Source organism: Telluria sp. ZB2R32 (assembly GCF_059685715.1).
The window spans coordinates 105,196-131,871 of the sequence record NZ_JCASIG010000005.1 but is presented as its reverse complement, the minus strand read 5'-3'; the positions used below and the strand labels follow the sequence as shown (position 1 = coordinate 131,871).

Below are 26,676 nucleotides of genomic sequence, written 5' to 3'. Positions count from 1 at the left end.
CCTCCTTTGTTTTCATCGCCATGTCCAACAAATACCACCCCGCCAACTGGAACGTTGGCACCAAGATCAGCGCCTTCAGCTTCGCGCTGGTCGGCCTCCTCATCGCCGCCCTCATCCTGGCGATCTCGGTCTCCACCGCCACCCTGCTGGAAGAACGCGCCAGCGAAGGCATGCAGGACGAACTGCATGGCGTGGTCAACACGATCGACATGTTCAACCGCACGGTGTCGGCCGAAGCGGTCAGCTTCGGGCGCATCTTCGGCGCCGAATTCGGCGGCAGTTTCGAGGCGGATTCCGCAGCGCCGGTCGACATCGGCGGCCGGCAGGTGCCGGCGCTGAAGCATGACGGCAAGGTCCTGAACCTCGACTTCAGCGCCCCGGACCGCTTCAGCGGCGAGACCGGCGGCAACGCCACCATCTTCGTCGCCGACGGCGACGACTTCGTGCGCGTGAGCACCTCGGTGAAAAAGGAAAACGGCGAGCGCGCCGTCGGTACCCTGCTCGACCGCGCCAGCCCGGCGTATGCCGCCCTCAAGGAGGGCAAGGTCTACGTCGGCCTGGCAACCCTCTTCGGCAAGCAGTTCATCACCCAGTACGCGCCGGTGCGCGACGCCGGCGGCAAGGTGGTCGGTGCGCTCTACGTCGGCGTCGACATCAGCGCGGAAGCAGCGGCCCTCAAGGAGCGCATCCGCGCCATCAAGGTCGGTGATACCGGCTATTTCTACGTACTGAACGCCGCGCCCGGCAAGGCCGAGGGCGACCTGCTGGTGCACCCGACGCGCGAGGGCCAGAACATCCTCGGCGAGCGCGCATCGAACGGCCGCGCTTTTGTGCGGGAGATCCTCGACAGGAAGACCGGCACGCTGGTCTACGACTGGCAGAACCCGGGCGAGACGGCAACGCGCGAAAAGATCGTCGCGTTCGCGTTTTTCAAGGACTGGAACTGGGTCATCGTCGGAGGCACCTACCGCGACGAAATCACGGCGCACGCGACCACGCTGCGCAACCAGTACATCGTGTTCGGCCTGGTCGCCCTCTCGGTCTTCGCCGCCATCCTGTACGCTTTTGTCCGCGCCACCATCACCCGTCCGCTGGCCACGGCGCGCGACGCCGCCGTGCGCATCGCCGGCGGCGACCTGACGGTGCAGGTCGAACGCCGCCACGCCGACGAGATCGGCCTGCTGCAGGACGCCATGAACAACATCAGCCGCCAGCTCTCGGCAGTCGTCGGCAAGGTGCGCGACGGCGCCGAGCAGATCGCCAACGCCTCGAACGAGATCTCGACCGGCAACCTCGACCTGTGCGCGCGCACCGAGCAGCAGGCCGGCAGCCTGGCCACCACGTCCTCGTCGATGGGCGAACTGACCGACACCGTGCGCCAGAACGCCGAGCATGCGCGCCAGGCCAACACCCTGGCCGTCTCCGCCTCGAGCATCGCCCAGAAAGGCGGGACCATGGTCGCGCAGGTGGTCGAGACCATGGAATCGATCAACCAGTCTTCGCGCCGCATCGCCGACATCACCGGCGTCATCGACGGCATCGCCTTCCAGACCAACATCCTGGCGCTGAACGCCGCCGTGGAAGCGGCGCGCGCCGGCGAACAGGGACGCGGCTTTGCCGTCGTCGCCGGCGAAGTGCGCAACCTGGCCCAGCGCAGCGCCGCCGCCGCGAAGGAGATCAAGACCCTGATCGCGGCATCGAGCGCCGAGGTCGACCTTGGGCGCGACCTGGTGTCGCAAGCCGGCGCCACGATGCACGAGGTGCTCGCCAGCGTCGGCCGCGTGACCGACATCATGGCCGACATCACCGCCGCCAGCCTCGAACAAAGCAGCGGCATCGAACAGGTCAACCGCGCGATCGGCGAGATGGACGACACGACGCAGCACAACGCGGCGCTGGTCGAACAAGCCAGCGCGGCGGCGCAGGCGATGCAGGACCAGGCGGCGGAACTGGCGCGCGCGGTAAGGTTGTTCAGGCTGGGTGAGGGTGTGGGGGCGCCGGAAGCGCCGGTGCAGCGCCTGGCGTTGACGGCGGTTTAACGTAGGGTGGGCATGCCCGCCAAATCACCCTTCGATCCGTGCCTGCCGGGTTGCGACCGAAAACCGATGGTCACACGGCGGTTTGCTTCGGACGCATTGCGGCACGCACCCGTACGACCGCGTGGGCACAAGTGCCCACCCTACGCCCTCCGTTTGATTTCCGTGTAAAGTGGCCTCCCCACCCAGGAGCCCACCTTGACCGACGCTGAACTCATCCGCCGCTGCGACACCGTCTTCCCCGGCCACCGCGCCCGCACGCCCGCCGACATGTACGCCGCCATGGCCGCCTGGTGCGAACAGCACGGCGTCGAACACGACGTCTACGGCGCCGGCGCCCTGATCGAAGGCTTCGAGAAGAAGGTCGCCGCCCTGTTGGGATTCGAGGCCGCGGTGTTCTGCATCAGCGGCACCATGGCGCAGGTCACCGCCCTGCGCCTGGCCTGCGCCGAGCGCGGCAATGCGCCCGCCGCCCTGCACCCGACTTCGCATATCTTCGTGCACGAACGCTCGAACTACCAGATGCTGGGCCACTTCGACGCGCTCCAGGTCGGCGACCGCAACCGCCCGTGGACGGTCGCCGACCTGGACGCCGTGCCCGACCGGTTGGGCGCCGTCGGCCTCGAAATCCCGATGCGCGAGATCGGCGGCCAGGTCTCGGCGTGGGAGGAACTCGACGCCATCAAGGCGCATTGCAGGGCGCGCGGCGCCCACCTGCACATGGATGGCGCGCGCCTGTGGGAAGCGCAAGCCGGCTATGGCAAGAGCGCGGCCGAGATCGCGGCCGGCTTCGATTCGGTCTACCTCTCGCTCTACAAGGGCATCGGCGGCCTCGGTGGCGCGCTGCTGCTCGGCACGCGTGAATTCGTCGACCGCGCCGCCGAATGGTTCCGGCGCCAGGGCGGCAACGTCATCCACCGCTCGCCTTATGTCGTATCGGCGGCGATGCAGTTCGATGCGCGCCTGGCCGCCATGCCCGGCTACTTCCGCCGTACCGAGCTGCTCTACGCTCTGCTGCGCGCGCACCCCCCGATCCGCGTCAACCCAGGCAAGCCGGCCGCCAACATGCTGCACCTGCATTTGCCCGTGAGCCGCGAGCGCGCGCTGGCGATCCGCACCGAACTGGCCGAACGCCACGGCATCTGGCTGTTCAACCGCATCGCGAACGGCGTGCTGCCGGACACCAGCTTTTTCGAGCTGTACGTCGGCGACAACCTGCTGGGCATTCCGGAAGCGCGCCTGCGCGAGGCACTGGCCATCTTCGCAGATCAGTTAGAATAGCCGGTCTCATTTAAAGAACCGTCTGAAGGACAGCAATGCGCCAATACCTCGACTTCATGCGCCATGTGAAAGAGCACGGCGCGCTCAAGACCGACCGCACCGGTACCGGCACCCTGTCCGTGTTCGGCCACCAGATGCGCTTCGACCTGGCCGCAGGCTTTCCGCTGGTGACCACCAAGAAGGTGCACCTCAAGTCGATCATCCATGAACTGATCTGGTTCCTGCAGGGGTCGACCAACATCGCCTACCTGAAGGACAACGGCGTCTCGATCTGGGACGAATGGGCCGACGCCAATGGCGACCTCGGTCCCATCTACGGCCATCAATGGCGCAACTGGCCGACGCCGTCGGGCGCGCACATCGACCAGATCTCGCAAGTACTCGAACAGATCAGGACCACCCCGGACTCGCGCCGCATGATCGTCTCCGCCTGGAACGTGGCCGACATCCCGCAGATGAAGCTGCCGCCCTGCCATGCCTTCTTCCAGTTCTACGTCGCCGACGGCAAGCTGTCCTGCCAGCTCTACCAGCGCAGCGCCGACATCTTCCTCGGCGTACCCTTCAACATCGCGTCCTACGCGCTGCTGACCCACATGATGGCGCAGCAGGCCGGCCTGGACGTGGGCGACTTCGTCTGGACCGGCGGCGATTGCCACCTGTATTCGAACCACCTGGAACAGGCCGACCTGCAGCTGTCGCGCGAACCGTTCCCGCTGCCGAAACTGGTCATCAAGCGCAAGCCGGATTCGCTGTTCGACTACCGCTTCGAGGACTTCGAGGTCGTCGATTACCAGTCGCATCCGGGCATCAAGGCGCCGGTGGCGGTGTAAGCGCGTGCACGCCGGCTGTCTCGAAGGACTTTCCTGGCGCCCGGCCAGAGGCAAGCCCGTGGGCGCCGACAGCCTGCGCCTGCTGGCCGGCGTGGGCATTGCAGGCGACCTCCACGCCGACGCCCTCTCGCCGCGCCAGCTGCTGCTGGCAAGCGCGTCGACCTACGCCGACTTGCACTTGCCCGCGCAGGCGCTGCGCGAAAACTTCCTGCTCGACCTCGACACCTCCCGTCTCGCTTCCGGCACCGTGCTGCAGATCGGCGACGAGGCGCGCCTGCGCGTGATGTTCCAGTGCGAAGCCTGCGGCCAGCTCGACGCGATCCAGCCACGGCTGGCGGCGCGCATCGGCACCCGGCGCGGCGTTCTGGCGCGGGTGCTGGCCGGCGGCACGGTCCGCCATGGCGACCGCATCCGCGACCTCGGCGTCCTCGAACAGCCCTGGCCCGACGACTGGCGCGAGCGCGTGCGGCGCGTGCTCGATGGCGTGCCGCACGGCGCCGTGGTCGAATACCGCCACCTCGCGCGCCTGGCCGGCATCCAGTCGAGCTATTGCCGCGCCTTTCCGCGGCTGGTGGCGAAACTGGGAGATGGCTATGCGTCGAAGGCGGTGTCGGCGCAGTCGGCGGTGGCGCTGCCGCGCTGGGAAGGCGCAGGCTTGTTCGATCTGTATTAAGTGGACCGCACCGGTGCAAAGAAACTTGACACACCGCCCCACTCGCGACACCATCTGCCCTCCGCCATTTTCACCTTCACAGGACTCCCTTCATGCCCGTCCCCGCCTCCAACCGCCACCCAGGACACGCCCGATGACCCGCCTGACCCTGGTCGTGGCGATCGACGCGCAGCGCGGTATCGGTATCGACAACAAGCTTCCCTGGCACCTGCCCGAAGACCTGGCGCACTTCAAGCGCGTCACCCTGGGCCAGCCGATCATCATGGGCCGCAAGACCTTCGATTCGATCGGTCGTCCGCTCCCTGGCCGGCGCAACATCGTCGTCACCCGCAATGCCGGCTGGCGCCACGATGGCGTCGATGCCGTCGCCTCGCTGGAGGCGGCCGTCGCGCTGGTGGGCGAGGCGCCGGCCAGCATCATCGGCGGCGCCCAGGTGTTCGCAGCGTCGATGGACATCGCCGACCGCATGATCGTCACCGAGATCGACCACAGCTTCAATTGCGATACCTTCTTCCCGCCGATCGACCGCGGCGTGTGGGCCGAGACCGCGCGCGAGACCCATCGCTCCGAGGCGAATGGCTACGACTACGCCTTCGTGACCTACGCGCGCCAGGGAAGCGCAGCGTGAGCAGGTTCGCTTCACGTGGCGGCGACGGCTTCGCCGGCAAGGTGGCGGTGCTGATCGCGGTGCTGGCCACGATCGGCACGCTGTTCGGTTTCCTCGGCAGCAGCACGCACAACGAAGCTTCGCTCTACAAGAGCAATGCGGCGATCGACAAGACCAGCGCCGCCAACGCCTGGAACCACTACCAGGCCAAGTCGAACCGCCAGAACCTGGCGGAACTGGCGACCGGCATTCCCGGCGTGGATGCGGCGCGCTACCGGCGCGAGGTCGACCGCTACCGGCTCGAGAAGGAAGAGATCCGCAAGGAAGCCGAGCGCTGGGAAGCGTCGTCGAACGCCTGGAACCAGAAGTCCGACCAGGCGCTGCACCGCCATCGCCAGTGGACGCTGGCCTCGGTGGCCCAGCAGATCGCCATCTCGCTGGCCGCGGTCGCGCTGCTGGCGCGGCGCACCTGGCTGCTCGCCGCGACCTGCGGCGTGGCCACCTTCGGCCTGACGCTGGGCGTGTTCGCCGCCCTGCGCGCCGATCCGATGCCGACCATGCTGATGCCCTTCGGCGCGGCGGCGGGCGCGGTGCTGCTGGCGGCGCTGGTCGGGCGCCTGTCACCGCGCGCGCCACGGCGGGATCCGGGCTGACCCGCGGGCGCGGCACTGATGTGCGCCGTACCGGGACGCATCCCGGTACCCTAGTGAAAAAATCCCCACCGGACGGCGGATTTTCTGCGAAAATCCGCTTCTTATTTTTCGGTGCCGTGTCGGCAAGCCGCCTGTGAAAGGCGTCGCTTGTTCCCACGGCGCTTCGCATTGGAGCAGTCAATGAAATTTCGTTTCCCCATCATCATCATCGACGAGGACTTCCGGTCCGAGAACACGTCCGGCCTGGGCATCCGCGCCCTTGCCGCCGCGATGGAAAAGGAAGGCATGGAAGTGCTGGGCCTGACCAGCTACGGCGACCTGTCGCAGTTCGCCCAGCAGCAGTCGCGCGCCTCGGCCTTCGTGCTGTCGATCGACGATGAGGAATTCGGCGGCGGCTCGGTCGAGGAAACCGATACCGCGCTGACCCGCCTGCGCGCCTTCGTGCAGGAGATCCGCCACAAGAATTCGAACATCCCGATCTATATCTACGGCGAGACCCGCACCAGCCGCCACATCCCGAACGACATCCTGAAGGAGCTGCACGGCTTCATCCACATGTTCGAGGACACGCCGGAATTCGTCGCGCGCCACATCATCCGCGAAGCGAAAGCCTATCTCGACTCGCTGGCGCCGCCTTTCTTCCGCGCGCTGGTGAACTACGCCTACGACGGCTCCTACTCTTGGCACTGCCCGGGCCACTCGGGCGGCGTCGCCTTCCTGAAGTCGCCGGTCGGCCAGATGTTCCACCAGTTCTTCGGCGAGAACATGCTGCGCGCCGACGTCTGCAACGCGGTCGAGGAACTCGGCCAGCTGCTCGACCACACCGGTCCGGTCGCCAAGTCCGAACGCAACGCCGCGCGCATCTACGGCGCCGACCACTGCTACTTCGTCACCAACGGCACCTCGACCTCGAACAAGATGGTCTGGCACTCTACCGTCGCGCCGGGCGACATCGTCGTCGTCGACCGCAACTGCCACAAGTCGATCCTGCACTCGATCATCATGTGCGGCGCGATCCCCGTGTTCCTGATGCCGACCCGGAACAACCTCGGCATCATCGGCCCGATCCCGCTGGAAGAGTTCACCGAAGAGTCGATCGCCCGCAAGATCGAGGCCAATCCGTTCGCGCGCGAAGCGAAGGACAAGAAGCCGCGCATCCTGACCATCACCCAGTCGACCTACGACGGCGTGGTCTACAACGTCGAGACCCTGCGCGAAATGTTGGACGGGAAGATCGAGACCCTGCACTTCGACGAAGCCTGGCTGCCGCACGCGACCTTCCACGACTTCTACAAGAACATGCACGCGATCGGCCGCGACCGCCCGCGCGCCAAGGAATCGATGATCTTCTCGACCCAGTCGACCCACAAGCTGCTGGCCGGCCTGTCGCAGGCCTCGCAGGTGCTGGTGCGCGAATCGGAATCGGTCAAGCTCGACCAGGACGCCTTCAACGAAGCCTTCCTGATGCACACCTCGACCTCGCCGCAGTACTCGATCATCGCTTCCTGCGACGTCGCCGCCGCCATGATGGAAGCGCCGGGCGGCACCGCCCTGGTCGAGGAATCGATCCTGGAAGCGCTCGACTTCCGCCGCGCCATGAAGAAGGTCGACGCCGAATACGGCGAAGACTGGTGGTTCAAGGTCTGGGGCCCGGACGTCGAAGGCGAGGAAGGCATCGGCGAGCAGAAGGACTGGATGATCCGCGCCGAGGACGACTGGCACGGCTTCGGCAACCTGGCCGAAGGCTTCAACATGCTCGACCCGATCAAGTCGACCGTCGTCACGCCGGGCCTGTCCCTGGACGGCAAGTTCGGCGAGACCGGCATCCCGGCCTCGATCGTGACCAAGTACCTGGCCGAACACGGCGTGATCATCGAGAAGTGCGGGCTGTACTCGTTCTTCATCATGTTCACGATCGGGATCACCAAGGGACGCTGGAACACGCTGGTCACGGCGCTGCAGCAGTTCAAGGACGACTACGACCGCAACCAGCCGATGTGGCGCGTGATGCCGCAGTTCGCCGCCGCCAACCCGCGCTACGAGTCGCGCGGCCTGCGCGACCTGTGCACGCAGATCCACAGCTTCTACAAGCAGTACGACGTGGCGCGCCTGACGACCGAGATGTATTTGTCGGACATGGTGCCGGCGATGAAGCCGTCGGACGCATTCGCCAAGATGGCGCGCCGCGACATCGAGCGCGTCGCCATCGAAGACCTCGAAGGCCGCACCACCGCGATCCTGCTGACGCCGTACCCGCCGGGCATTCCGCTGCTGATCCCGGGTGAGCGCTTCAACAAGATCATCGTCGACTACCTGCGCTTCGCGCGCGACTTCAACGAGCGTTTCCCCGGCTTCGAGACCGACGTGCACGGGCTGGTCAAGCGCGAGGTGGATGGCAAGCGCGATTACTTCGTGGATTGCGTGAAGCAGGACTGATTGCTGTTTGATCGGATATGAAAAGAGGAGCCGCTGGCTCCTCTTTTTTTTCTTGCAAATTGTAGGGTGGACGGGTCTCCCGTCCACGCGTTCAATCCGTGCTGGCAATGTAGCGCCATGATTGTTCACGCGACCGTTGAACGCGTGGGCGGGAAGACCCGCCCACCTTACGGGTATGCCGGATACGGTGCGGGCTATATTTCAAAGCCAGACATGATACAGATTCAAGAACCTGTATCGAAAAACCGTATCAGGTCTTCGGCAGCGTCACGCCATGCTGGCCCTGGTACTTGCCGCCGCGGTCCTTGTACGAAGTCTCGCAGACTTCGTCCGATTCGAAGAACAGCACCTGGGCGCAGCCTTCGCCGGCATAGATCTTGGCCGGCAGCGGGGTCGTGTTCGAGAACTCGAGGGTCACATAACCTTCCCACTCGGGTTCGAACGGCGTCACGTTGACGATGATGCCGCAGCGCGCGTAGGTCGATTTACCGAGGCAGACGGTCAGCACGTTGCGCGGGATGCGGAAGTATTCGATGGTGCGCGCCAGCGCGAACGAATTCGGCGGGATGATGCAGACGTCGCTCTTGATGTCGACGAACGAGTTCGAATCGAAGTTCTTCGGGTCGACGATGGTGCTGTTGATGTTGGTGAAGACCTTGAACTCGTCGGCGCAGCGGATATCGTAGCCGTACGACGAGGTGCCCCAGGAGATGATGCGGCGGCCCTCTTCCTCGCGGACCTGGTTGGGAGAAAAGGGCTCGATCATGCCGGTTTCTTCCGCCATGCGGCGGATCCATTTATCGCTCTTGATTGCCATGCTCGCTTCTTTCAGGATTACTTGGAATCCGGCGATTTTACGCGAAAAGCAGCCACCGGATTAACCTTCCGCCAGCATTGCCTTTCTTTCCAGCCGCGTACCGAGCAGGCGCCCGATCATCTGGTGCGTGAGCTGGGCCGTGCGCAGCGGGTGCTCGAGCGGGTACAGATGCGAACCTTCGGTCATCACGAAATTCGCGCCGACGAGTTTGCGCGTCGAAGCGACGCCGGCCTGGCGCAGCTCTTCCGAATGGTTCGCGCCGATGAAGCCGACCGGCACCGGAAAGTCGCGCCGGATCACCTCGCCCATGTGGTGCGGCAGCGCGTTGTAGATCGCGGTCTCGACGGCGCGGTCGAAACGCAGCTGTACGCCATCCGGATGCGGTTTCAGGCCGACGTCGAGATAGTCGTCGAGCACGCCCGGCGCCCAGGCCTTGAAGATGTCCTTCGCGATGAAGTGCTCCCAGGCGGCGGCGCGGTCGGGCCAGACGTTGCGGCGCCGCTCGGAAAAGCGCGCCGGCGAAAAGCGCGAGCCTTTACCCAGCAGTTTCACCAGGCGCCATGCCAGCGCGCGCCAGCCGGCGACCACGGGCGAATCGAGCATCACCACGCAGCGCGCCAAGTCGGGGCGGCGCGCGGCCGCCATCGTGCTCAACATGCCGCCGAGCGAATGGCCGACCAGGATCGCAGGACGGCCGTGGGCTTCGAGCTGCGCGATCAGTTCGTCCACCAGGCCGCTCCAGCCATCGCCCACCAGGAAGCGCGGATCGTGGCCGACCATGTCGGTGAAGCGGACGTCGTAATGGCGACCCAGGCCATCGAGCAGCTGGCGGTAGGTACCGGAGGGGAAGCTGTTACCGTGGCAGAAATGCAGCAGGGGCTTGGACGGGTTGGTCATGGAAACGCGGGGACTCTCGACAGGAAGCCCCGATTGTAATGTGCCCCGCTCGCCCGCGAACTCCTTTAGAGGGAAACACCTACGGTCAGCGTCGCCACGTAGCCGTTGACCATGTCGCCGCTCATGGCGGCCATCTGCAGCGCGGTGCCGTCGCTGAACACGTTGTCGCTCGCATAGCTGATGCGCGCCAGGTTGCGCACCGAGGCGGCATAGCCGGTCGCCGTGTACACCTCGTTGCAGGTCGCCAGCGGGAAGGTGAACTGCGAGGTCGTCACGCGGTTGACGGCGCTCGTGGCCTTGGCCAGGCTCGGATACACCTCGAAGTGCACGTGCGGCATGCGCCCGTCGTAACAGCCGGGGAAGATGGTGGTGAAGGTGACGATGCCGTCGGCATCGGCTTCCTGCACGCCGCGCAGGTAGTTCTCGGCGCTGAGCGCGCTCGCATACATCGAGTAGTTGCCGTCGCGGTCGCAGTGCCACAGGTAGACGGTGGCGCCGGCAGCGTTGGCGCAACTGTTCGCCACGTTGACGATCCTGAGTTTGATCGTCAGCGGCACGCCCATCGCCACGCCCGAGGCGCCGGCCACGCTCCAGCGGATGTCGGGCCGTACGATGCCGGACAAGGTCAGCGCATTGGCCACCTTGCCGTTGACGGAGTTGGTGCCGTCGGCCGGGTATGGGCCGCCGGTCTCCTCGGGAATGACCGTGCAGGCGGTCGTAGCCGCACCGGTCGTGGTTGCCGAGGTGGCTGCGGTAGTAGCGCTGGCCCCGCTGCCGCCGCCGCAGCCGTAGAGCGGCACGGCGGTGGCGCCGGCGAACAGCCAGCGCAGGCTCTGGCGCCGGCTGGCGCTGGCGGCGAGCAGCTTGTCGAGGTCGGACTGGAGGTCGCCGTGGTGGTGGTGTGCGGTGCTCATGTTCTCTCTCCTGTCAACGTGGCGCGCGCTGGACCTGGGCGCGTTGTTCGGCCGTGAGCAGGGCCATGACCTGCGCGCCGGTGCGCACGCGCAGCAGTTCGCGCGCGGCGATCGCCTGGCCCAAGGCCCTGGCGTGGCCCGCCGCCCTGGCTTCGCTGTAGTCGCCTGCCTCGGCCATGGCGCGCAGTGCTTCGTGCGCCTTGTCTTCGATCTTGTCCTGCTCGCGCAGCTGCGGCGCCTCGGCCTGCAGGATGGCGAACAGGCGGTCTTGCTGGGCCTCGGTGAGTTCGACGCCGCGCAAGAACGGCAGACCGTGGCCGCCCGGGCCGCGGCGTTCGCCCGGGCCCGGTCCGGCGTCTGGACCGTTCTGCGCACCGCGATCGATGCCATGCCCCGGCGGCGAGGCCTCGGCAAATGCGGCCGGCGCGGCGGCAAGCATGGCGGCGGCGAGGAAGATGGCGGTGCTGCGGAACGGTTTCATCTTGTTGCTCCTGATGGGATCTCGAAAGACCTCATTCTGGCGGGACGACTTGTAAAACGCCGTTAATCCGACGTAAATCGAGGTAAGTCCGACCAGCCCGCAGCCCGTGTAAAGCTGGGTAAAATCGTTCCGCGGCCGTGCCTCGTCATGCGCGCCTTTGCTATCATCCCTGGATGAATACCGTCCTGCTGATCGACGACGACACCGAGCTCGTCGCCATGTTGACCGAATACCTCGAAGGCGAAGGCTTCACGGTCGCCTGCGCCCACGACGGCGCCACCGGTGTGCGCGAAGCCCTGAGCGGACGCCATGCGATCGCCGTTCTCGACGTGATGATGCCGGCCCTGAACGGCATCGAGACGCTGCGCCGCATCCGCGCGACCAGCAAAATCCCGGTCTTGATGCTGACCGGGCGCGGCGACGACGCCGACCGCATCCTGGGCCTGGAGCTGGGCGCCGACGACTACGTCACCAAGCCCTGCACGCCGCGCGAACTGACCGCGCGCGTGCGCGCCATCCTGCGCCGCACCCACGACACCCGGCCGGACGCCAACGCCGGCGCCGTGCTCGGCGTGGGCAAACTGACCGTGCTGCCCGAACAGCGGCGCGCCACCTGGGATGGCGCCAACCTGGAGCTGACCAGCACCGAATTCAACCTGCTGGAAGTGCTGGCGCGCCATGCCGGCCGCCCGGTCAGCAAGAACGAACTGTCGGAACAGGGCCTGGGCCGGCCGCTGGCGCGCTTCGACCGCAACATCGACGTCCACCTCAGCAGCCTGCGTCATAAACTCGGCCTGCTCGACGACGGGCGTTCGCCGCTGCAGACCGTCTACCGGCTCGGCTACCAGCTGCTGCGCACCTGACATGAACACGCGCGCACGCCCGGCGGGACGCCTGTTCTGGAAGTTTTTCCTGTCGATCCTGCTGGCGCAGGTGGCGGCCGCTGTCGGCATCGGCAGCTACTTCTGGCTGCGCGAACAGGCGCGCCTGTCGCACAGCGTCGCCAGCATCGAGACCGGGCCGCCGGCCGGCTTCCTGCTCGATGCGAGCGCGGTCGCCCTGAAATACGGCGGCATGCCGGCGCTGCGCGAAATGATCAAGCAGATGACCCGGCATACGGTTTACATCGTTGATTCCAGCGGGCGCGAACTGCTCGGACGCGCCGTGCCGCCGGCGGTGCTGGCGCAGGCGCGGCGCGAACTCGGGGCCGACCGGCCGTTCCGGCCGGTGCGCGAACTCACCGCGCCCGATGGCCGGCGCCTGCTCGCCTTCGTGCAGCGTCCGCCGCGTGCAGGCGCAGCGGCGCACATTGCGGCCCATCCCGGACCAGCGTCGACGCCTGGCGACCCACCCGGCGGTCCGGAGTTTGCACGCGGCGACGGCCCGCGTGGTCCCTTCGGTCCCGGCCTGCCGCTGAGCAAACCGATTCCGCTGCTGGCCAGCGTCATCGTCAGCCTGCTGTTCGCCCTGCTGCTGGCCTGGTATTTTTCGCGCCCGATCCGCGCCCTGCGCAATGCCTTCGAGGCCGCCGCCGCCGGCGACCTGGCGCCGCGTTTCGCCGACAGCAAAAGCTCCGGGGGCGACGAACTGAACGACCTTGGACGCGACTTCGACCGCATGAGCGGCCGCCTGCGCGCCCTGATGGATGGCCAGCGCCGCCTGCTGCACGACGTCTCGCACGAGTTGCGCTCGCCGCTGGCGCGCCTGCAGGCGGCGATCGGCCTGGCGCACCAGCAGCCCGACAAGATCGCCGCCTCGCTCGAACGCATCGAGCGCGAGAGCGTGCGCATGGATAAACTGGTCGGCGAACTGCTGACCCTGTCGCGGCTGGAAGCCAATCCCGAACTGCCCAAGCGCGAGCCGGTCGACCTGCCCGAACTGGTCGACGCCATCGCCTCCGACGTGCGCTTCGAGGCCGGTCCCGATGGCCCCGCGATCGAGGTCGAGGGCGCAGGAGAGTTGCAAGTGCATGGCGCGCCCGACCTGCTCTGGAGCGCGATCGAGAACGTGGTGAGGAACGCCGTCAAGCATGGCGGCGCCGGTGGCGTGGTTACCATCGCGCTGCGCGCCGATGCGCGCTTCGTCCATGTCGATGTGCTCGACCGCGGCCCCGGCATCGCGCCCGCCGACTTGCCGACGATCTTCCAGCCTTTCTTCCGCGCCAACCCGTCGACCAACAATGTCGATGGCCATGGCCTCGGCCTGGCGATTGCCGAGCGCGTGGTGCATGCACATGGCGGCACGATCAGGGCCATGAACCGCGAAGGTGGCGGGCTGCAGGTGGCGATCGTGCTGCCGTTGGCCAGCTAGCGGTCGTACCAGTAGCGCGGATGGTCGCGCCGGTATTTGCCGGTGGCGATGCCGGCGCCGAATTCGAAGGTGATCGCGCCCGATTCGTCGGTACGCAGGCGTTCGATGGCGAGCTCGCCATAGCGCTCGAATACCTCCTTTTTTGGGTGCTTGTAACGATTCCTGTGCCCGACCTGGAACACGCCGATCGACGGCTTCACCGCCGCCAGGAAAGCCGGCGTGGACGAGGTGCCGCTGCCGTGATGCGGCGCCAGCAGCACGTCGGCGCGCAGCAGGGCCGGGTCGCTGGCGACCAGTGCCGCTTCCTGCGCCGCTTCGATGTCGGCCGCCAGCAGGATCGCCCTGCCCTGCGCCGAAATGCGCAGGGTACAGCTGCGCGCGTTGGCCTTCAGGCCGCTGTCTTCGTAGCTGGCCGCGGTCGGCTGCAGCATCTCGAACACGACGCCATCCCACGCCCAGCGCTGGCCGGCCACGCACTGGCGATGTGCTTTGGCCGCGGCCACTACGCGGTGCCCCGGTCCCAGTGAACTCCTCACGCTGTCGATGGCCAGCGCGTCGAGCAGGGTCGGCGCGCCGCCCACGTGATCGAGGTCGCTGTGCGAGACGACCAGGGTGTCGAGGCCGCGGATGCCGCGTGCGCGCAGGTAGGGCAGGAGCACGCGGCTGCCGGCGTCCTGGCCCGGCGCATACTGCGGGCCGGCGTCGTAGAGCAGGCGATGCCGCGCCGTTTCGACCAGCAGCGCCATGCCCTGCCCGACGTCGAAGGCGGTGACGGTGAAGCGGCCCGGCGCCGGCGACGCCGGCTGCAGCAGGAACAGCGGCAACCAGGCCGCCGCGCCGCTCCAGCGCTGCGGCCAGCCGCGCGGCGCCAGCATCCAGGCCGTGCCGAGCAGCGCCAGCGCGAACAGCGGGGGCGGCGGCGCAGGCGCGCTCCAGACGGCGAGCGGCAGCGCCGCCAGCCACCCAAGCGCGAGCGCCAGCCATTCGAGCGCGAGGTGCGCGCACCACAGCACCGGCGCGGCCAGCGGCGCCGGCAGCAGGCTGCCGACCAGCGCCAGCGGCGTGACGACGAAACTCACCACCGGAATCGCCACCGCATTCGCCAGCGGACCGACCAGCGAGACCTGGGAAAACAGCAGCAGCGTCAATGGCACCAGCCCGAGCGTCACCGCGTACTGCGTGCGCGCGGCGAGCGCCAACGTGGCGCGCCATCCGCTCCCCACGGCGCCGCTGCGGCCCAGGCCCGCATACAGGATCACGCCCACCGCCCCGAACGACAGCCAGAAGCCCGGCCACAACACCGCCCAGGGGTCGAGCAGCACCACCAGCCCGAGCGCCAGGCACAGGATGTGCGACACGCTGGTGAGCCGCCCCAGCCACAGCGCGGCCGCGACCACCGCCAGCATGTACAAGGTGCGCTGGGCCGGCACGCCGAAGCCGGCCAGCAGCACGTACAGCAGCGCCGCCAGCGCGCCGCCGAGCGCGGCCACCTTTTGCGCGGGCAGGAACAAGGGCAACTGGGCGCCGGTGAAAAAGGAGCGGCGCCACAGCCAGGACAGCGCCAGCGCCGCGAGACCTGCCACCATCGTGATGTGCAGGCCGGAGATGGCGACCAGGTGGCTCACGCCGGTGCGGTTGAACACGTCCCAGTCCGGCTGCTCGATGCCGCGCTGGTCGCCGACCACCAGCGCCACGATCACGCCGGCATAGGGTTCACCGGCGAGCGCCTGCAGGATGCGCGTGCGCAGGACGTCGCGGCTGCGTTCGACCAGGTGGCCGGGCGTGACGACGAACTCGTCGAGGCGGCGATTGCTGCTTGCTGCGCGCACGTAGCCGGTGGCGCGGATGCCCTGCCCCAGCAGCCAGGCTTCGTAATCGAACCCGTGCGGGTTGGCGTTGCCGTGCGGGCGCTGCAGGCGGAGTAGCAGGCGCCAGCGCTCGCCGGGACGCAAACGCAGGCGGTCGCCCTCGGCGCGGTACCAGGACAGGGCCAGCGTCGGCGGCACGGTGGCCGCATCGGTCAGTACCTGCTCGACCGCGAACTGGAAGCGCACGCCCTGGCCGAAGTCGTGCGGCAGCTTGGCGACCGTGCCGACGACCTCGATGTCGCGGCCTTCGTCGGCTTTGGCGAGTTCAGGCGCGAGCGCCAGCTGGGCGATGAAGGCGGCCCAGGCGAAGCCGGCCAGGGCGCCGGCGAGTGCGGCGCGCAGCGGGCCGCGCAGGGCCAGCAGCAGGGCGACGGCCGCCAGCAGGCAGGCGCCGATCTGCCAGCCGGCGGGCAGCGCGGCGCGCGTCTGCAGTAAGGCGGCGCCGGCGACGAAGCCGAGGATGAGGGAGCGCATCGTGCGCTGAATGGCTGGACGGTGTCAGGCCCCGGGCGGGCGCGATGCCGTGGCAGACTTGCTCGTGTGTGAAGACGGGGCGCGGCCTTTGTCCGGGCCGGTATGGTGAAAGCGGATGCTCGACGATATCTTAGCCCAGAGCGTTATGGCGGCGTCTTGCGACAGGGACGATGGAACTGGACCGTTTTGGGTTTTACCGACATACATCTTGAATACGAAGTGAGGAATAAAAACGTTGGTTTCCGTCCCGGCGACTTCCCACCAGAACGTATAAACGACAGCGTCATTTATCTCATTGACCCGTCTAATGAGTTCATCTCCGGTAATTCCACCGATTGTGCGAGGATCAGCGCGCAGTCGCGATACGCGAAATTTTTGGGCGAGCGAGAACCGTGCCTCCGTGTTCGCGCTCCTTTCTAGCAAGCTTTGGGCAGCAGGCTTGTTGCCGGCGGCCAGAATGGTCAGAAACTGGATGTCCGGGTGGCTCGGCAGTAGAGCGGACATCATGATTTCCTCGCCCTGATCGGCCGTCAGCGGATCGCGGAACCATGCGCGGTCGATGCAGAAGCCGGGCTCCGTCGGAATCTTGTTCAGGGGGTTCGGCACCAGTTTGGCGACCAGCCTGGGCAAATTTTCGATGTTGTCGGGGTTATAACCGTTCGCTGCCAGATCGAAACGCATTCCCTGACCATGCACAATTGCTTCAATGGCAATACTTTCGTCGCGGTAGCGTTCCAGTTCCAAGCCATTCGCTTGAGTGCCTTCTGTCACCTTTCGGCTATGGAAAAAAATCTTGCCGAAGACGCCCTTGTCCATCTTTACCTCCCTGACCGATTCGAGGTTATTGTTTCCTCCAAACTGATCCGGCGTCGCCCGCAACTCGGCTTCGCGCTGTACAAGGCGGACTTGAAAATCGGCCTTTGACTCATCGACGGACGAGATGTTAAGGCCGTCAATGCGCGGCCCGTGCAGCTCAAGGCGCGTCTCTTCGGGCAGGTCGATAAGGAACCTGCCGATGCATACCGTCTTCATGTTCTTCGTCATGCGCGCAACGTCGGCTTGATCCCGCCGCGTCACCTCGGCGTCCCGTACCTGTCCAACCGCAAATGCTGCCGCCCCACTCCCGATGACGACGGCGGCAAGCAGTTTGGCGAACCTGCTACGGAGCGCGCGCCTCATGCTGTTTCTCCGGTGTTGCTGCCGCCTACTTGATTGGGCGACTGGGCCAACCGCACCAAGCGCCACGCACCGCGGCGTTCGATCGACCTTGCGGCGTTGGCCGAACGACCGAAGGCGGCGGGCGACACGGCGAAGGTCGCCGAGGGCAGCAGACTGCCGCGCGCGAACCAGCGCGTTCCATCCAGCGCGCGTGGGTCTTCGCAATGCCACCAGCCGCTGGCCGGGCATGGAATTCCAGTAGCGGCAAAACTGCCGACCGCGACGCCCTGCTGTTCCATGACGCTAGGGCCAAGCCCAGCCGTCGTGATGCTGGCGGGCGCCGCCGGCGTGGCCTGGGCCAGCGGCAGTGGCGATGGCACGCGCTTGCGGTTGCGCTTGTCGACCAGCTTCCACGAGGTTTGCGTCTTCGATTCGTAACTCGGCTGCATGCCGCGCAGCTTTTCCCACAAGGTCTGTGGCGGCAACAGCAAGGCTTGCGGCATGCGCTCGCCTTTCTTGATGTACTGGCGCTGGCCACCGAGCACGCCGACGCCGTTGCCACCGGCGCTGCACGACCACCAGCCGCTTTCGGGGCAGCGGTCGCCGGCCCAGGCGTAGGTGCCGAGCGGGGTTGGCGGCACGACGGCTGCGACAGGCTTGCGTTCCTGCGTGGGGCGCAATCGAATGCTGGACGATATCTTGTCCCAGAGCGCCATGGCGGCGTCTTGTGACAGGGAAGTGGAAACCGGCCCGTTGTCGCCCTCGCCGGTGGTCATTTTGAAAACAAAGTGCGGAACGAAAACGTTGTCGTCCGTTCCGGCGACCTCCCACCAGAATGAATAACCGACAGTGTCATTTATCTCGGCGTAACGTGTGACCAGTTCATCGCCGGTGATGCCGGCAATTTGTCGCGGTGCTGAGCGCAGAGTGGATATGCGCCACCGTTCCGCCAGTGTCAACCTTGCATCCGTGTCTGCGCTCCTTTCGAGCAAGCTTTGACGAGAGGGCTTGTTTCCGGCGGCCAGAATAGTCAGGAACTCGAAGTCAGGGTGGCTCGGCAACTGAGCGGACATCATGATTTCTTCGCGCTGGCTGGCCGTCAGCGGATCGCGGAACCAGGCACGGTCGATGCAAAAGCCTGGCTCCGTCGGAATCTGGTTGTGGGAGTTCGGCACTAGCTTAGCGACCAGCCTGGGCAAGTTTTCGATGTTGTCAGGATTGTAATTATTGGCCACCAGGGCGAAGCTTACTCCCTGACCATGCACTACGGCTTCAATCGCGATACCTTCATAGCGGTAACGTTCCAGTTCCAGGCCGTTCGCTTGAGTCCCTTCCCTGACCTTTCGGCTGTGGAAGAATATCTTGCCGACGACGCCGTTCTCCGTCTTCACATCCCTGACCGATTCGAGATTCTTATTTCCGCCTAACCGGTCCGGCATCGCTCGTAATTGCGCCTCGCGCTGGGCAAGCCGAACTTGAAAATCGGCTTCAGGTTCATCGAATGACGAGATGTCAAGCCCATGGATGCGTGTCCCCCGAAGCTCGAGGCGTGTCTCTTGCGGCATGTCGATTAGAAACCTGCCGATGCATACAACCTTCATGTTCTGGGTCATGCGCGCCACCTTTTCCTTGTGCCCTTGCGCCGCAGCGCGCTGTTTCACTTCGCCGGCGGCCAAGGCGGCCGTCAGTCCGGCAACGAGGATGACGACCAGCAGCAGCGCCGGCCCTCGCCGCCCCCAGGGCTTCACGGCATCTCCTGGACGATCTTTACCACGAGGCGCAGCGTCAGCATGAGCATGTCGGGGTGCTTGTACGATCCCTGGTGGTCGTAGCCTTGCGTCGCGAACACCTGCCTGACCTTGCCTCGCGGCGCCGTGCCCGATTGCTGCGGCACCGTGCCATCGCCGCGTGCGTCTTGCTGCTCCAGCGCAAACACCAGGTCCGCCTTGCCTTCCAGACGAACGCGCCGCTGACCCAGCGCCGTATGGCCGAGGAAGCTTGCTGCACCGACATTTGCCGCCGTGACGGCCGTCGCCGCTCCCGCCTGCTGCCACGCTACCCAGCGCACCTGACCGTACGCGCGTTTGTGCTGATCGTCGCCATAGAACGCATAGGTATTTGGGTGGTAATAGTCTTTCAGGGAGCGGTGAAATCGTTCGGCAGTGTCGATTGCATCTAAAATCGCGTTTTTCACGCCGTCCTTTTCCTCGAGATATCTCCCCGCCGGATCAGCCAACGCTGGATTGATCAGCCGATACCAGGAGTTCATGTCGCGGTACAGATCGTAGGGATTCAGCGACCGGCCGCCCGGAAGATGCAGGCAATCGCGCGTTGCCGGGCCGTGGCCTGCGACGTTGGTGTGCCCACCGCTGCTTGCGGGCGGCGTTGCAACGCCCGTCATGACACGCACGTGCAGCCAGGGTCCCGGATACAGGTGGTTCGGCAGCAGTTCAAGCGCACCGGGCGAGGTTGCCAGCACGGGTGTGGTTTTCTCGGTGGTCTCGCCCAGGATCAGCGCCAGCCTGGAGGCGGCCAGGTTGTCGCCCGGGCCATTGTCCGGACTCTCGCTTTCGGTACCGCAGGCAAGGCGGCGGTAGGCGGCCGGTGCGCCGAGCGCCGGCATGACGCCGTGGATGACGCCGGCGATCTTGTCGGGAATGCGCTTGGCGCAGGCGCGCGCAACCAGGCCGCCCATCGAATGCGTGACCAGGATCACCTGGTCGCAGCGCCGTTTCGACTTGGTCCAAAAGGCGATGATCTCGAGAATGCGCTGCTCCAGCCGGCGCGACGACTGTCCGCAATCCTCGAGCCAGTTATAGCCGACGGCATACACCGGATAATTGTACTGCGCATGTTTTTTGAGATGGGCCAGCGTCAGCGGCTCGAATTCGCGCACTCCCCACTTGGCCGGTGCGCAGGCCATTACCTCCTGCCAGTGCCGGCGCGGGACGCTACCCTTGCCGTTGTACCCCGGCTCGAAGGTATGGTTCAGGCGTATCTCCAGCGCGTCGAGCAGGGCGCCGTAGGAGTCGGCATGGACTTCGCCCCAGCCGCGCGCGCGCGCTTCCGCCGCCGTCAGGACATAGCCGTAGGCGGCGTTCTCCAACATGACGGCGCCGCGATCGTCGACTTCCAGCGTCGGGCCGTCGAACAGTCTCTGGCGGTCTTCCGGCGAAACGCGGCTCCATTCGGTTGATGCCTTCAAACCTTCCTTCGGGCCATTTGGCGGACGCCACACCGGCGTACCCGGCGCCACCTTCGTATTCTTCTCATTAACCCCACCGTCCGTCCGCGGCTTGCGCTTCGCCCGCAAATTCGTCCCCATGATGCCCGGCACGACGATCACCGGCACCACCCGGTCCGTCGGCACCAGGGCAAGCCCCATGATTTTGTAATCGGTCGATGAAGTGAAAGAATCGACCGCCCAGCCGCCGCCGGGCAAGGGGGATGGAGGCGGTAACGGCCTTGTCGGTTCGCTCATGGGGACAATCCGGGTGGGTTCAGGGAAGCAGTTCGAAACGCACCGGGCCGAGGGCGGCGGTGGTGACCAGTTGCGTGCGGCCGGCCTCGTCGCTGACGCCGCTGACGGTGCTGCCGTCCTCGAGGTGGGCGATGTAGCGCTGGTGCGCGATCGGGTCGAGGGTTTGCCGGTGGCGCAGGACGACGCGCTCGTCGGCGCGGATCTTCGACGAGGCGAAATCGAGCGTTGCCGGGGCGCCGCCGCCCGGCCCGCCGTGCACGACCGACGCGGCTTTGACGACGTGCTTGCCGCTGCTTTGCTGGGCGATTGCGCCATCGGCCCATTCCGTTTGCGCGCCCTTCGAGACGATGCGCACCAGCGGCGCCTCGATGTAGATGGCTTCCGAGGAGACCAGGCTGATGCGCCTGGACGACATGATGTCGATGCCGCCTTCGTGCGCCTCGAGGGTGACGTTGCCGCGCGCCGCGACGAGCTTGATGCCGAGCGCATGCGCGAAGGCGCGGATGCCGCGCCCGGCGCGCACGAACACGTTGCGGCCGGCCGTGACGGCGGCGTCGGCGCCGCTGACCACATCGACCTTCTTTTCCGACCCGAGCGCCACGTTGTCCTGGCTGGCCAGCACCATCCCGGCCGGCGCGGTGACGGCGACGATCGGCGCGGCTTCGGTGGTGCCGTCGGCGCCTGGTGCGGCGTTTGGTGCCGTATTGGTACCGTCTTCCCAGTGCTTGAGTTTCTCGGCCAGTTCGGCCAGCCTGCCGCTGCTGTGCTCATCGCCGGCATGCTGCTCGGCGAGCCTGGCCAGTTCGTCGACCACGCTTTGCATCACTTCGGTCAGCCCGATCAGGCCGCTGCGCGCCATTTGCCGGCCGGCGTCGTTGTCGTCGGATTCGGCACTCACCAGCACACCCTTGCGGCCGCGGATGGCCACCGCCTGCTCGCTGCGCAGTTCGGCGCCCTCGCCGCGCGGCGCGCCTTGGCCGTTGGCGCGCGGGCGCGTCAGCCAGCCGAGGTTCAGTTCCGAAGCCGCATGGTCGCTCGCCAGTTGTGCGCTGATCTGGCCGCTGGTGTCGTCGAAGCGCAGCTGGCTGCCGCGCCGGCCGCGGATTTCGCGGCTGCGCAGGCCGGCCAGGTAGCGGTTGCCCGGCAGCGCGCCCTGTGCGCTCAGGGCTGGCGGCATGGCGCGGCCGTTGAACAGCTGGGCCAGCACGATCGGCTTGTCGGGGTCGCCGCCGAGGAAGGCCACCAGCACCTCGCTGCCGACGCGCGGCACGGTCAATGCGCCGAGCGGCTGGTCGGCGGGCGCACCATTGCCCGACCAGTTCGAGGCGACGCGTACCCAGGCCGAATCGAGCGGCGAGCCCGAGGCGCCGGCGCCGTGGGCATGTTCGTGGTCGGCCGTGCGCATGCCGGGAAAGCGGATCTTCACGCGGCCCAGGCTGTCGCAATGGACTTCCTCGTTGGCGGGGCCGACGACGATCGCGCTTTGCAGCTGCGGATGCGGCAGGTCGACGCGCGCATCGAACGCCGGCACCACGGGCACGCCGCGGCGCACCGCCGTAAAGCGCACCTGCACCGGGGCGCCGCCGCGCGGCGTGCTCCAGCCACTCCTGGCAAGCAGGCGCTCGATACGTTCGGACATGTCGCCCGGCAGGTTGTTGCGCACGCTCGCCTGCAGCTCGGTGAGCAGGAAAATGCGTTCGCTCTCGGGATGGGTATCGATCTCGGGGTGCCCGGCGAGCGTGAAGTACTGGCCGGCGCAAAAGTCGCGCACCGTGCCTTCGCCATGGAAGCATTTCGCCTCGAAGCCGTGGCGCGCCATGCGCAGCTGGCCGAGACGCAGGCTGTCCTCGACGTCGTTGCCGGCGTGGGGCGCCTCGACCAGGTAGTCGTCGAGGCTGGCGGCGAGCGCGTTGCCGTGGCCGCCCTGGTCGAAGTCGGCGCGCGCCCCGCTCGCCATGAAGGCGCTGCCGGCCGGCTGCTTGTAGTCCCAGCTGTGGCGCGAGGCGGCGCCAGCTTGCAGGCTGCGCGCCGCGCTCCAGGCGGTGATGGTGTCGCGGGTGTCGGTGGCGTCGTCGCGGTGGTAGCGCACGGTGCCGGCCGCGTTCGTCGGCAGGCGGGCGGCGTCGGCGAACAGCACCAGCGTGTGCGCGGGGATGCGGTCGTGCAGCGGGTCGACGTTGCTGGCGCGGCTGCGGCCGGCGCGCACGCACCAGGAGATGCCGCGCCGGCGCAGCAGGCGCCGCACGAAGGCAGCGTCGGATTCGTTGTACTGCATCGTCTGCTCGCGCGCAGGGTACTGCGACAGGTCGAGCAGTGTATCGAGTTCGTATTCGAAGGCGCCGGCCAGCACCGCGTTCGCATGGCGCCATTCGTCGAACAGCACCTGCACGATCGCGAGTTCGTTCTGGTTGCGGAAGATGCGGCTGTTGACGCGCCTTTCCATGATCGCCAGCGCGTCGCGCAGCACCAGCTGGTAAGTCGTGAGGCCGCCATCGCTGTCGCCGGAACGCGCCTCGACGACGATGCCGCAGACGCTGCGCAAGGCGCCGCGGTCGGTGACGATCTGGAGCTCGGCCGGCAGCGCGATGAACCGCTTGAGCGGCAGCGCCGGGTCGCTCGAGACGCAGGCGACGCGGTACTCGATGCCGCCGCAGATCGATTCGGTGCCGGTGACCTGTTGCGGCAGCAGGACCTCGCCTTCGAGCCCTTCGGCATGCGCCAGGCGCAGGCGCAGCGCGCGGTGCGCGGTGCTCAGCGACTGTTCATGCCGCAGTACGCGCAGGAAGGCGCTCGCGCTGTCCAATGTCGTCTCCCATACCGAAAGACGCAATGGTCACACGAACCCGACAATACCCGGTTGCGCAGCATCAGCGCGCCCGGGCCGATTGTGGCGAACTTCGCACTGTCTCGACAGTCATTTGGTTGCCTGAACAGCAGAGTTCGGCGAACGCGATTAGTTCCGCACAACGCTGCCTTTTTATGCCAGCAACCCCTGCAGCCGCGGGATCGCCGCCAGCGAACTGCCCCAGGCCGCGGCGGCGGCTTCGGCCGGATCGATGCCGCGCAGTCCGGCCAGGGCGGCGCCGATCGCCGGCAGTTGCTCCGGGCTGTTGCGGGCCGGGTGGATCCAGCTCGGGGAAATGTCGGGCGCGTCGGTCTCGAGCACGATGCGCTCGAGCGGCAAGCCCGTTGCCAGGCGCCGGATCTGCAGTGCGCGCGTAAAAGTCATGGCGCCGCCGAACCCGAGATGCATGCCGAGCTTGATGAAGGCATTCGCCTGCTGCTCGCTGCCGTTGAAGGCGTGGGCGATGCCGCCGGGCGGCGTTACCTGGCGCAGGTGCTTCAGCACCTGGTCCTGCGAGCGGCGCACGTGGGTCAGTACCGGCATACCGAAGTCGCGCGCGATGCGCAGCTGTTCGCGAAAAAAACGTTCCTGCTTCTCGCGCATGGCCGGTTCGCACAGCAGCGGAATGAAGAAGTCGAGCCCGATCTCGCCGATGGCGACGAAGCGCGGATCGTCCATCGCGCCCTCCACTGCAATGCGCAGTGCGACCAGGTCTTCGTCGCGCGCCCGCGGCACGTAGATCGGGTGGATGCCGAGCGCATAGCTGGCGTTCGGCGCTGCTTGCGCGAGCTTTGCTACGGTCTCGAAATTGCCGCGTTCGACGGCCGGGATCACGATCATCGATACCCCTGCTGCCTGGGCGCGCGCCGCCACGTCGAGCGCCTCGTTGCCGAATTCGTGCGCATCGAGGTGGCAGTGGGTGTCGATCCACATGGTTTATCCCTCCAGCGGCACCAGCCCGTGCTCGGTCAGGCGCAGCGCGCGGTCGCAGCGGCGCGCCAGTTCCATGTCGTGGGTGACGATGACGAAGGCGGTGCCGAGGGTGCGCGAGAGTTCCAGCATCAGGTCGAAAATCACCAGCGCCGTCGTGTGGTCGAGGTTACCGGTCGGCTCGTCGGCCAGCACGCAGGCCGGCTGCGTGACCAGGGCGCGCGCCAGGGCCACGCGCTGGCGCTCGCCGCCCGACAGTTCGCCGGGCCGGTGCACGACCCGCTTGGCCAGGCCGACGCGCGCCAGGATCGCCTGCGCCTGCTCCATTGCCTTTGCGTGCGGTATGCGGCGGATGCGCAGCGGCATGGCGACGTTGTCGAGCGCCGAGAATTCCGGCAGCAGGTGGTGGAACTGGTAGACGAAGCCGAGCGAGGAATTGCGCAGTTCGCCGCGGCGGGTCTCGGACAGGGTGGCGAAGTCTTCGCCGAGCAGCGTCACCGCGCCGGCGCTCGGCGTATCGAGCCCGCCCAGCAGGTGCAGCAGGGTCGACTTGCCCGAACCCGAGGCGCCGACAATCGCCACGCGTTCGCCGCGCCCGATCGCGAAGTCGATCTTGTCGAGCACCTGCACCTGGTAGTCGCCCTGCTTGAAGGTTTTACTCAGGCCGCGGCAGGCCAGGACCGGCGCATTCGAAACATCACTCATAACGCAGCGCCTCCGCCGGTTTCACGCGCGAGGCCGACCAGCTCGGATACAGGGTGGCGGCGAACGCGAGGATCACGGCGACGACGCCGATGCGCGCCACGTCCGGCCAGCGCAAATCGGATGGCACGGCCGTGAATTGGTAAATATCCTTGGACAAGAACTGCACTCCCAATAACTGTTCAATGAATGGAACGATGACGTCGATGTTCAGCGCCACCAGCACGCCGCCGCCCACGCCGAGCGCGGTGCCGAGCAGGCCGGCGACCGCGCCCTGGACGATGAAGATCTTCATGATCGAGCGCGGCGAAGCGCCCAGCGTGCGCAGGATCGCGATGTCGGCCTGCTTGTCGGTCACCGTCATCACCAGCGTCGACACGAGGTTGAAGGCGGCCACCGTCACGATCAGGGTCAGGATGATGAACATCATCTTCTTCTCGGTCTGTACGGCGCCGAACCAGACCGCGTTCAGCTGCGACCAGTCGCGCATGACCAGGTCGCCCGACATCGATTTCTTCAGCTCCTGCGCCACCTGCGGCGCCTGGTGCATGTCGCGGATGCGCAGGCGCAGGCCGGCGGGTGCGGCCAGGCGCTCCATCTTTTGCGCGTCTTCCAGGCTGATGAAGGCCATGCCTGAATCGAATTCGGCGTGGCCGGCTTCGAAGATGCCCGACACGGTGAAGGTGCGCATGCGCGGCAGCAGGCCGGCGGGCGTGGCCTGGGCCTGCGCCAGCAGCATGGTGACCTTGTCGCCGACCTGCAGGTTCAGCGCACCGGCCAGCGCGTAACCGAGCACGATGTTGAAGCTGCCGGGCGTGAGCGAATCGAGCCGGCCCTGGCGCATGGTATTGGCCATCTCAGAGACATCCCGTTCCGCTCCCGGCAGGATGCCGCGGATGACGGCCGGGCGCATCGCCCCGCCCTGCTGCTGCAGCAAGGCTTCGCTTTGCACGAAGGGCGCAGCACCCAGCACGGCCGGGTTGCGCAGCGCTTCTTGCGCCGCATCGCGCCACTGCGGCATGTCGCCACGCGCGTCGAACACCTCGATGTGCGCCAGCACCGACAGCATGCGGTCGGTCACCTGTTTCTGGAAGCCGTTCATCACCGACAGCACGATGATCAGCGCCGCCACGCCGAGCGCGATGCCGGCCACCGAGATCAGCGAAATGAAGGAGATGAAGCCGCTGTTGTCGCTGCCCTTGCCGGCGCGCGTATAGCGCAGGCCGACCAGCCATTCGAACGGCAACTTGTGGAGGATGCTCATGGTGCGCTGCTTTTCATAA

Annotated in this window: 21 protein-coding genes; 9 read left to right on the top strand and 12 right to left on the bottom strand. The window is 66.8% G+C overall.

All coding sequences use genetic code 11. From position 1 onward, the window contains the following. Nucleotides 1–20 precede the first annotated feature (20 nt). From AC56LG_RS15765 to AC56LG_RS15735, 7 genes are all read left to right on the top strand, one after another. Nucleotides 21–2,039 (top strand): methyl-accepting chemotaxis protein, encoded by a 2,019-nt coding sequence (locus AC56LG_RS15765; protein ID WP_497167015.1) that lies wholly within the window; start codon nucleotides 21–23, stop codon nucleotides 2,037–2,039. A gap of 195 nt (nucleotides 2,040–2,234) precedes the next feature. Further along, on the top strand, nucleotides 2,235–3,317 hold the full coding sequence (locus AC56LG_RS15760) for a threonine aldolase family protein (protein WP_497167014.1): 1,083 nt from the start codon (nucleotides 2,235–2,237) through the stop codon (nucleotides 3,315–3,317). Nucleotides 3,318–3,352: 35 nt separating this feature from the next. Continuing rightward, nucleotides 3,353–4,147 carry a thymidylate synthase gene (gene thyA / locus AC56LG_RS15755; protein ID WP_497167013.1) on the top strand — a complete coding sequence of 265 codons (795 nt, stop codon included), beginning with the start codon at nucleotides 3,353–3,355 and terminating at the stop codon, nucleotides 4,145–4,147. 58 nt (nucleotides 4,148–4,205) lie between these two features. Continuing rightward, complete coding sequence (locus AC56LG_RS15750) at nucleotides 4,206–4,820, top strand: MOSC domain-containing protein (RefSeq protein WP_497167012.1); 615 nt, start codon at nucleotides 4,206–4,208, stop codon at nucleotides 4,818–4,820. Between the two features lie 133 nt (nucleotides 4,821–4,953). Continuing rightward, nucleotides 4,954–5,448: a dihydrofolate reductase gene (locus tag AC56LG_RS15745; RefSeq protein ID WP_497167011.1), complete on the top strand. Its 495-nt coding sequence runs from the start codon at nucleotides 4,954–4,956 to the stop codon at nucleotides 5,446–5,448. Beyond that, on the top strand, nucleotides 5,445–6,080 hold the full coding sequence (locus tag AC56LG_RS15740; RefSeq protein WP_497167010.1) for a DUF4337 domain-containing protein: 636 nt from the start codon (nucleotides 5,445–5,447) through the stop codon (nucleotides 6,078–6,080). The genes AC56LG_RS15745 and AC56LG_RS15740 overlap by 4 nt, the downstream gene beginning before the upstream one ends. Before the next feature lie 180 nt (nucleotides 6,081–6,260). Further along, nucleotides 6,261–8,516, top strand: coding sequence for an Orn/Lys/Arg family decarboxylase (locus tag AC56LG_RS15735; protein ID WP_497167009.1), 2,256 nt, complete (start codon nucleotides 6,261–6,263; stop codon nucleotides 8,514–8,516). Between the two features lie 250 nt (nucleotides 8,517–8,766). On the opposite strand, the gene dcd is transcribed toward AC56LG_RS15735, so the two are convergent. The 4 genes from dcd to AC56LG_RS15715 all read right to left on the bottom strand — a co-directional run bounded on the left by dcd (nucleotide 8,767) and on the right by AC56LG_RS15715 (nucleotide 11,625). After that, nucleotides 8,767–9,333, bottom strand: coding sequence for a dCTP deaminase (gene dcd / locus AC56LG_RS15730; RefSeq protein ID WP_497167008.1), 567 nt, complete (start codon nucleotides 9,331–9,333; stop codon nucleotides 8,767–8,769). A gap of 60 nt (nucleotides 9,334–9,393) precedes the next feature. Next, the gene (locus tag AC56LG_RS15725; protein ID WP_497167007.1) at nucleotides 9,394–10,230 is read right to left on the bottom strand and encodes an alpha/beta hydrolase; all 837 of its coding nucleotides are present in this window, start codon (nucleotides 10,228–10,230) and stop codon (nucleotides 9,394–9,396) included. A 65-nt stretch (nucleotides 10,231–10,295) separates the two neighbouring features. Beyond that, nucleotides 10,296–11,144, bottom strand: coding sequence for a dioxygenase family protein (locus AC56LG_RS15720; RefSeq protein ID WP_497167006.1), 849 nt, complete (start codon nucleotides 11,142–11,144; stop codon nucleotides 10,296–10,298). A gap of 13 nt (nucleotides 11,145–11,157) precedes the next feature. Next, the gene (locus AC56LG_RS15715; RefSeq protein ID WP_497167005.1) at nucleotides 11,158–11,625 is read right to left on the bottom strand and encodes a Spy/CpxP family protein refolding chaperone; all 468 of its coding nucleotides are present in this window, start codon (nucleotides 11,623–11,625) and stop codon (nucleotides 11,158–11,160) included. Between the two features lie 173 nt (nucleotides 11,626–11,798). Here AC56LG_RS15715 and AC56LG_RS15710 point away from each other — a divergent pair, with 173 nt between their 5' ends. Then, a complete protein-coding gene (locus AC56LG_RS15710; protein WP_497167004.1) occupies nucleotides 11,799–12,488 on the top strand; it encodes a response regulator in 690 nt (229 codons plus the stop codon). A gap of 1 nt (nucleotide 12,489) precedes the next feature. Beyond that, nucleotides 12,490–13,935 carry a sensor histidine kinase gene (locus AC56LG_RS15705; protein WP_497167003.1) on the top strand — a complete coding sequence of 482 codons (1,446 nt, stop codon included), beginning with the start codon at nucleotides 12,490–12,492 and terminating at the stop codon, nucleotides 13,933–13,935. On the opposite strand, the gene AC56LG_RS15700 is transcribed toward AC56LG_RS15705, so the two are convergent. From AC56LG_RS15700 to AC56LG_RS15665, 8 genes are all read right to left on the bottom strand, one after another. Beyond that, nucleotides 13,932–16,277, bottom strand: coding sequence for a DNA internalization-related competence protein ComEC/Rec2 (locus AC56LG_RS15700; RefSeq protein WP_497167002.1), 2,346 nt, complete (start codon nucleotides 16,275–16,277; stop codon nucleotides 13,932–13,934). The two genes, AC56LG_RS15705 and AC56LG_RS15700, sit on opposite strands and share 4 nt — an antisense overlap. Nucleotides 16,278–16,301: 24 nt before the next feature. Beyond that, a complete protein-coding gene (locus AC56LG_RS15695) occupies nucleotides 16,302–17,456 on the bottom strand; it encodes a T6SS immunity protein Tli4 family protein (RefSeq protein ID WP_497167001.1) in 1,155 nt (384 codons plus the stop codon). Beyond that, nucleotides 17,453–19,183 (bottom strand): T6SS immunity protein Tli4 family protein, encoded by a 1,731-nt coding sequence (locus tag AC56LG_RS15690; protein WP_497167000.1) that lies wholly within the window; start codon nucleotides 19,181–19,183, stop codon nucleotides 17,453–17,455. Before AC56LG_RS15690 ends, AC56LG_RS15695 begins: the two co-directional genes overlap by 4 nt. After that, nucleotides 19,180–20,916, bottom strand: a complete 1,737-nt coding sequence (locus AC56LG_RS15685) for an esterase/lipase family protein (RefSeq protein WP_497166999.1) — start codon at nucleotides 20,914–20,916, stop codon at nucleotides 19,180–19,182. The genes AC56LG_RS15690 and AC56LG_RS15685 overlap by 4 nt, the downstream gene beginning before the upstream one ends. A 19-nt stretch (nucleotides 20,917–20,935) precedes the next feature. After that, nucleotides 20,936–23,719 (bottom strand): type VI secretion system Vgr family protein, encoded by a 2,784-nt coding sequence (locus AC56LG_RS15680; RefSeq protein ID WP_497166998.1) that lies wholly within the window; start codon nucleotides 23,717–23,719, stop codon nucleotides 20,936–20,938. 174 nt (nucleotides 23,720–23,893) lie between these two features. Next, nucleotides 23,894–24,694, bottom strand: a complete 801-nt coding sequence (locus AC56LG_RS15675; protein WP_497166997.1) for a TatD family hydrolase — start codon at nucleotides 24,692–24,694, stop codon at nucleotides 23,894–23,896. Nucleotides 24,695–24,697: 3 nt separating this feature from the next. Next, nucleotides 24,698–25,396 carry a lipoprotein-releasing ABC transporter ATP-binding protein LolD gene (lolD, locus tag AC56LG_RS15670; protein WP_497166996.1) on the bottom strand — a complete coding sequence of 233 codons (699 nt, stop codon included), beginning with the start codon at nucleotides 25,394–25,396 and terminating at the stop codon, nucleotides 24,698–24,700. Then, nucleotides 25,389–26,657, bottom strand: coding sequence for a lipoprotein-releasing ABC transporter permease subunit (locus AC56LG_RS15665; protein WP_497166995.1), 1,269 nt, complete (start codon nucleotides 26,655–26,657; stop codon nucleotides 25,389–25,391). The genes lolD and AC56LG_RS15665 overlap by 8 nt, the downstream gene beginning before the upstream one ends. Nucleotides 26,658–26,676: the final 19 nt, after the last annotated feature.

Bases quoted from the DNA above. Each gene is read 5' to 3' on its own strand.
- lolD (WP_497166996.1), bottom strand. From the start codon at position 25,396: ATGAGTGATGTTTCGAATGCGCCGGTCCTGGCCTGCCGCGGCCTGAGT.
- AC56LG_RS15725 (WP_497167007.1), bottom strand. From the start codon at position 10,230: ATGACCAACCCGTCCAAGCCCCTGCTGCATTTCTGCCACGGTAACAGC.
- AC56LG_RS15710 (WP_497167004.1), top strand. From the start codon at position 11,799: ATGAATACCGTCCTGCTGATCGACGACGACACCGAGCTCGTCGCCATG.
- AC56LG_RS15735 (WP_497167009.1), top strand. From the start codon at position 6,261: ATGAAATTTCGTTTCCCCATCATCATCATCGACGAGGACTTCCGGTCC.
- AC56LG_RS15695 (WP_497167001.1), bottom strand. From the start codon at position 17,456: ATGAGGCGCGCGCTCCGTAGCAGGTTCGCCAAACTGCTTGCCGCCGTC.
- dcd (WP_497167008.1), bottom strand. From the start codon at position 9,333: ATGGCAATCAAGAGCGATAAATGGATCCGCCGCATGGCGGAAGAAACC.
- AC56LG_RS15765 (WP_497167015.1), top strand. From the start codon at position 21: ATGTCCAACAAATACCACCCCGCCAACTGGAACGTTGGCACCAAGATC.
- AC56LG_RS15700 (WP_497167002.1), bottom strand. From the start codon at position 16,277: ATGCGCTCCCTCATCCTCGGCTTCGTCGCCGGCGCCGCCTTACTGCAG.
- AC56LG_RS15685 (WP_497166999.1), bottom strand. From the start codon at position 20,916: ATGAGCGAACCGACAAGGCCGTTACCGCCTCCATCCCCCTTGCCCGGC.
- AC56LG_RS15715 (WP_497167005.1), bottom strand. From the start codon at position 11,625: ATGAAACCGTTCCGCAGCACCGCCATCTTCCTCGCCGCCGCCATGCTT.
- AC56LG_RS15665 (WP_497166995.1), bottom strand. From the start codon at position 26,657: ATGAGCATCCTCCACAAGTTGCCGTTCGAATGGCTGGTCGGCCTGCGC.
- AC56LG_RS15675 (WP_497166997.1), bottom strand. From the start codon at position 24,694: ATGTGGATCGACACCCACTGCCACCTCGATGCGCACGAATTCGGCAAC.
- thyA (WP_497167013.1), top strand. From the start codon at position 3,353: ATGCGCCAATACCTCGACTTCATGCGCCATGTGAAAGAGCACGGCGCG.
- AC56LG_RS15705 (WP_497167003.1), top strand. From the start codon at position 12,490: ATGAACACGCGCGCACGCCCGGCGGGACGCCTGTTCTGGAAGTTTTTC.
- AC56LG_RS15745 (WP_497167011.1), top strand. From the start codon at position 4,954: ATGACCCGCCTGACCCTGGTCGTGGCGATCGACGCGCAGCGCGGTATC.
- AC56LG_RS15720 (WP_497167006.1), bottom strand. From the start codon at position 11,144: ATGAGCACCGCACACCACCACCACGGCGACCTCCAGTCCGACCTCGAC.